Origin of the sequence: Ruminococcus sp. RTP21204st1_B2_RTP21204_210225, assembly GCF_040914135.1 — a bacterium.
GTDB classification, from domain to species: Bacteria; Bacillota; Clostridia; order Oscillospirales; family Ruminococcaceae; genus Hominimerdicola; species Hominimerdicola aceti.
The window spans coordinates 1-1,065 of record NZ_JBCPGA010000126.1 but is presented as its reverse complement, the minus strand read 5'-3'; the positions used below and the strand labels follow the sequence as shown (position 1 = coordinate 1,065).

Here is a 1,065-nt window from a genome sequence, read left to right as displayed (position 1 = left end):
ATGTTTGCAAACACAACTTTCACCGTGCAGTAACCGAATAAGATCATAAAAAATAGACTGAACAGCGAAATATCTGAAGCAAGGGCAAATATGACCGCAAGTCCGGTGTCCGCCATCGTGTCGCTCGTTCCGGATATGAAATTTCCAAGCAGTTCAGTTGCAAAGGTACCCTGCATATTGACGCAGAATGAATAAAGCCTTTGCGGAACGACCGTCACAAGACTTGCTGCCATAAAACCTTTCAGTACATTTATGCAGGTGTTCTTGATGTTTGCCTGCCCCGATTCATAAGCGACAGCCGTATCGAACACAGCTACGATAAGTCCGCAGACAAAAAGCATCCACGCAAAACTGCCAAACAGTCCGACAAACACCTGTACCCAGGACAGAGCAAAAATATCCGTTGCAGTCTCATTAATAAATGTGAATAGTTCCGCTATCAGTCCATACACCTTATTGAAGATCCATTCAAACATAATATCCCAAATAGCGTCGCTTATCGCATCGGCGGCAGCACCAACTGTGTTGTCCCAGAGCGATGAGATACCGTCGCTTATCCAGTCAATGGCGTCTGAGATCCATTCAAACATCCGCACCACCTCCTGCCTTTGTTATCTCGCCCTTTACTCTGTAAAGCGAGCTGCGGCGTCCGCCTTGGATATGATAGCGAGGTATTCGTTCTAACAATCCACGGTTTTCAAGTTCTGTAAATGCACGATACACCGTGCTTTTGTGTATGCTCAGATCTTCTGCTATCCTTCGTACAGAGGGAAAACATTCTCCGTTTTTGTCCGCACGGTTTGCCAGATAGCAGTACACAGCCACCGCCTTGTGACTTAGTCCTAAGTCGTAGATCCTTCTTGGAAATATCAATATGCATCAGCTCCTTTACGTTTTAACAGTTGTCTTTTTCTTTGCCGTCAGCTCCTCATATTCTAACGTGATCTCTTTTTTCTTCTGCGGATATTTCACTTCAACGTCTTTTATCAGTTCATCACGCTCTTTGTATGAAACGGCACGGGCGGTCTTATCGGGAAGTTTGTATTCTTCTTCAAACTTGATACC

General features: G+C 44.9%; 2 protein-coding genes. Both read right to left on the bottom strand.

Annotation, left to right across the window (positions count from 1 at the left end):
• The coding region (locus AB5123_RS14425; RefSeq protein ID WP_368365011.1) for a conjugal transfer protein TrbL family protein at window positions 1-590 on the bottom strand (590 nt) is incomplete at its 3' end.
• Window positions 583-873 carry a helix-turn-helix domain-containing protein gene (locus AB5123_RS14420; RefSeq protein WP_041337570.1) on the bottom strand — a complete coding sequence of 97 codons (291 nt, stop codon included), beginning with the start codon at window positions 871-873 and terminating at the stop codon, window positions 583-585. The genes AB5123_RS14420 and AB5123_RS14425, both read right to left, overlap by 8 nt.
• Between the last annotated feature and the right edge of the window lie 192 nt (window positions 874-1,065).